At 64.6% G+C, this 3,743-nt stretch carries 7 protein-coding genes; all 7 read left to right on the forward strand.

Annotated elements, in window-relative coordinates; translation table 11 throughout:
• Window positions 1-278: tyrosine-type recombinase/integrase (locus QZV94_RS23850; RefSeq protein WP_293682783.1), on the forward strand; the 278-nt coding region annotated here is incomplete at its 5' end.
• Complete coding sequence (locus tag QZV94_RS23855) at window positions 275-1,420, forward strand: hypothetical protein (protein WP_293682785.1); 1,146 nt, start codon at window positions 275-277, stop codon at window positions 1,418-1,420. The genes QZV94_RS23850 and QZV94_RS23855, both read left to right, overlap by 4 nt.
• An 89-nt stretch (window positions 1,421-1,509) precedes the next feature.
• On the forward strand, window positions 1,510-1,731 hold the full coding sequence (locus QZV94_RS23860; protein WP_293682787.1) for a helix-turn-helix domain-containing protein: 222 nt from the start codon (window positions 1,510-1,512) through the stop codon (window positions 1,729-1,731).
• Window position 1,732: 1 nt separating this feature from the next.
• Window positions 1,733-2,119 (forward strand): hypothetical protein, encoded by a 387-nt coding sequence (locus QZV94_RS23865; RefSeq protein ID WP_293682789.1) that lies wholly within the window; start codon window positions 1,733-1,735, stop codon window positions 2,117-2,119.
• Window positions 2,116-2,391, forward strand: a complete 276-nt coding sequence (locus QZV94_RS23870) for a PC4/YdbC family ssDNA-binding protein (protein WP_293682791.1) — start codon at window positions 2,116-2,118, stop codon at window positions 2,389-2,391. The genes QZV94_RS23865 and QZV94_RS23870 overlap by 4 nt, the downstream gene beginning before the upstream one ends.
• A 158-nt stretch (window positions 2,392-2,549) precedes the next feature.
• Entirely contained in the window at window positions 2,550-3,035 is a 486-nt protein-coding gene (locus QZV94_RS23875) for a hypothetical protein (RefSeq protein WP_293682793.1), read from the forward strand.
• A 258-nt stretch (window positions 3,036-3,293) separates the two neighbouring features.
• Window positions 3,294-3,743: hypothetical protein (locus QZV94_RS23880; RefSeq protein ID WP_293682795.1), on the forward strand; the 450-nt coding region annotated here is incomplete at its 3' end.

Here is a 3,743-nt window from a genome sequence, read left to right on the forward strand (position 1 = left end):
GGGGCAAGGGCCACTATCAAGGGGTCGGAAAGGTTTGGGAGGAAGCGCGGAAGCGCGCTGAGCTAATGGACGTTCGCCTACACGACTTGCGTCATACGTTTGCGAGCTTCGGCGCAGCAGGCGGATTTGGACTGCCGGTCATCGGCGCTCTGCTCGGTCATAGGCACACCGCGACCACCGCGCGGTACGCTCACCTTGCCGACGATCCGTTGCGCAAGGCGAATGATTGGATCGGCGGCGAGATCGAGGCTGCGCTCGATAGGCGGGCTCAAGCATGAGCCAGGGCGAGGAAGCGTCGCCATTCGGACCTGACCCAAGGAGCCAGCTTCAGGCGCTGCTTGAGTCGGATCGCAAAGGCATTGTCGACGGTGTTGAGTTTGACTTTCGCCACCCTTCAATCCCGGTGGAGCTGTGGCACTCGCCCGACGCGGCCTATGGCGTTGATTTTCGCTTCCCTTCCGAGTGCGAGGAGGCGGACCCTGAAGACAGGACCGCTTGGGAGGACGAGACGCCTTGGGTGCAGGCAGAGGTTGGCGACGCAGTTTCCATAGCAGAACTTCGCCGCTTTGACCGCCACGAAGGCCCGCTCGCGGATCTTCATGATACCGAAGAGTGGTGGGCGCACCTGCATCTGACACGCGGGAGGACCGGCGAGAGGATACACCTTGAGGGGGTCATGGCTTTCGTGCCTCGCGACGCGCTCGGCCCTCACTCGCCGCATATCCTGCATCCCGATGAAGAGTACGCGGCCTATGTGGAACAGCACCACATCACGTTCGACAAAATTCGCCGGCGCATAGCAAGGCTCATCCAGTCGACGAGTCGTCGCGAACCTGCATGGTGGGTGACTATCAACGGGACGCGCGGACGGCTTATGTCCGAGCTAATGTTGCCGCTCGTTCCGCCAGGTGCCCTGGTTGAGACTGGTTGGGTGTACGAGCGAACTCACGGGCCGGCCCAGGAGTGGCTGAAACTAGCTGACGATGCCGATGAATTCGCCTTTGACGAGATTGAATATGTCAAAGAACAGTTTCCGTCTGCAGAGCTTGAGGCGCTTGTGGACACCGTGGCAGCGGCTGCCTACGCATTGGCCCGCGCAGAGTGCGAATTGCGAGTAGCGCCACTCGCGAAGACGACCCTCAAGGCAATTAAAGGCGGAGCGGAGGGTGGAAAGAGGAGAGCTCAAAATCGCCGCGAATGGGTGGCGAGAAACTGGGAACCTCACGCGCTTGAGCTTGCCAAATCCATCCGTGAGAAAGCTCCGGGTTTGGGGCAGACGAACCTAGCCGCCGAAATCGTCTTCGCCTGGACTAGTGCCGTAGACCCGCCGGGGCATGACTGGACGCTCGCTTTCGTACGGAGGGCCGAGCGCCAGGGATTGATTCCGAGGCGGGAACGCAATGGGGCGGGAAGGGGCTAGGACCCACATTCCAACGGGCTGAAACCCGCTGCGCGCACCACCGAATGCAAGAAGCTTCGACCATCGCAATTCAGCGACGGAGCGAAACGATGGACGACGAACTTCTCGACACGGAACAGGTCGCCAAGGGGTGGGGCTTTGCCGAGGTCACGCTGCGAAAGTGGCGCATGACCGGAGACGGGCCGCGGTTCATGCGGCTCGGCCGTGCCATTCGGTACCGCCGCGCCGATCTGGAGGACTTCTTGGTGCGTCGCGCCTTTTCGACCACCACCGAAGCCGACATGGCCTCGGCCGAGACGGAGGCCGCGTAGGATGCACCCCCTCGGCATGAACCCCGCCGCCGGTCGCACGGCGGACGGGGCTCGGAACGCTTCGCTGGGCGGCGCGCGGTCCGAGAATACCACCGGCCGAAAGGCCTGCAAGCACACCCTGACGGTTCGGCTCTTAGAGGGTCGTTTCCTAACCGTCTGGGGCCGAGAGGCGCAAACGCTAGCTCTGCTGATCCAGAAAGGCGCGAAGGGCTTCACCTCCGGCGAGGCCTCGCCGTTGGGCTGGGCGCGGCGCACCTCGCACTACATCATGAAGCTGCGGCGGGCCGGCGTTCCCATTACCACGGCGCGTGAGCGCACTCCGGACGGCGCCTTCGTCGCGCGCTACTCGCTCGCTGGACCGGTGGTGGTTCATGGGGGTGCGGCATGAGCGACGCCCTGCCCGTGGTGATCCGGTCGCTGCCCTTGGGCGCGAAGACGGAGCTGCGGCTGACGCTCGATAGCTTCAACGGAAACGTCCGCCTCGATCTGCGGACGTGGTGCGACTACGCCCTGGGCCCCGCCCAGGTGCGCGGTCCGACGAAGCGCGGCGTCAGCGTTCCGGTCGGGGCCATTCCTGACCTGGCAGCCGCCGTACGGGAAGCGGAGGCGCAGGCTCGCGCCCATGGCCTGCTGCTAGAGGGGGGCGTCGGGACGCCCTGAAGGAGCGCGGCGGGCGTCAATGCCGGCGGGCTCCCACAGCCCGCCGGCACCCGCCGCGCCACCTCAGGACGCCTCGGCGGCATGCCATGGCAAATCAGAAAGGAAAGCCCGGCAACACCCTTAGCCACGGGCCGCCGGAGGGGCAGCCTTGGTTCTGGATGACGCGCACCATGCTCGGCGCCATCACCTTCCGCGCCTTGGGGATTTCGGCTCGCCGCATCCTCGACGCCCTGCTCTACGAGCATATGTCGAACGGCGGCGCCGAAAACGGCAACCTGGGCGGCACATACGAACAGCTCGAGCTTTGGGGCGTCACGGCAGCCGATGTCCGCAAGGGCTACGCTGAGCTCTACGCCACCGGCTTCGTTCGGCAGACTGTCCAAGGGTACTTCGCCATAGGTGGTCAGGTGCAGTCGCGATACGCGCTCACTTGGCTCCCGACGGGCTTTGGCAGGGCCGCGATCCCGCCGAAGCATGAATGGCTCGACGTGATCGGGCGGCTCCAAAAGCAAGGCGTTGGGAATGTGCGGGCGGCGAAGCAATGGCTGCGGGCCGAAGTCGCCGACCATGGCCGCGGAAAGCGAAAGGTAGCTGCTCAAGTGCAAGTGCTGCGGCCTCTCAAACGCGAGGCGGGCGGGCGATGACGAGTGCGCTTACCGCCTCTCACATGCAAGTGCCGCCGGCCTCTCAGGTGAGGGGCACCTTCTATATCTTGGGTTGGCTAGGCGTGTTCCGGCGGCGGCCACCGACGGAGCGCAGCCGGGAGCGGAGCGCGCCCCCTGGGCACCGTAGCGAGCGAGCGGCTGCGCGGCGTGCATCCCTCGCGTTTGAAAATAGGCCCCTTAGCCAAAGGAATTCGGAAAATCTCAGCGAGGAGACCGATGGGGGGATCTAACTCGGGAATGTACCGCACGCGCAATCGAGGGACGGTTGATGCTTCGATCCGCCTCGATATCCGGGTGCTGCGGCGGCAAGGATTTCTGCGGCCTGGCGCGGTCGTCAGGGGCACCCAACGGTGGACCTGGGTAGCGACGGGGGAGGAGAGGGGAAGCGTCGGTGTAACGGTCAATCTCGCTCATGCCGACTACGGCTCGTTAACGGTCCGGTTCAATCTCAATGACGAGCCGCGCATTCAGGAGATCGACATCGTGGCGCGACCGATGAGGTTCGGCGGGCGCCGCTACTACTTCCGGTGTCCCAAGCACCGCCGGCTCTGTGAAGTCCTGCCAATGGTCGGTGGCGTGTTCGCTTCTCGCCAAGCCCAGCGGCTGACCTATCAGTCGCAGTCGCACACCGAGATCGACAGGCTGCGGGATCGGGCTCTCGCCCTCGAAAAGCGACTATGGCCGAAG

Source organism: uncultured Phenylobacterium sp. (assembly GCF_902826855.1).
Classification (GTDB): domain Bacteria; phylum Pseudomonadota; class Alphaproteobacteria; order Caulobacterales; family Caulobacteraceae; genus Phenylobacterium.

Coding starts and splice junctions, on each gene's coding strand:
- QZV94_RS23855 (WP_293682785.1), top strand. CDS start 275: ATGAGCCAGGGCGAGGAAGCGTCGCCATTCGGACCTGACCCAAGGAGC.
- QZV94_RS23860 (WP_293682787.1), top strand. CDS start 1,510: ATGGACGACGAACTTCTCGACACGGAACAGGTCGCCAAGGGGTGGGGC.
- QZV94_RS23865 (WP_293682789.1), top strand. CDS start 1,733: ATGCACCCCCTCGGCATGAACCCCGCCGCCGGTCGCACGGCGGACGGG.
- QZV94_RS23870 (WP_293682791.1), top strand. CDS start 2,116: ATGAGCGACGCCCTGCCCGTGGTGATCCGGTCGCTGCCCTTGGGCGCG.
- QZV94_RS23875 (WP_293682793.1), top strand. CDS start 2,550: ATGACGCGCACCATGCTCGGCGCCATCACCTTCCGCGCCTTGGGGATT.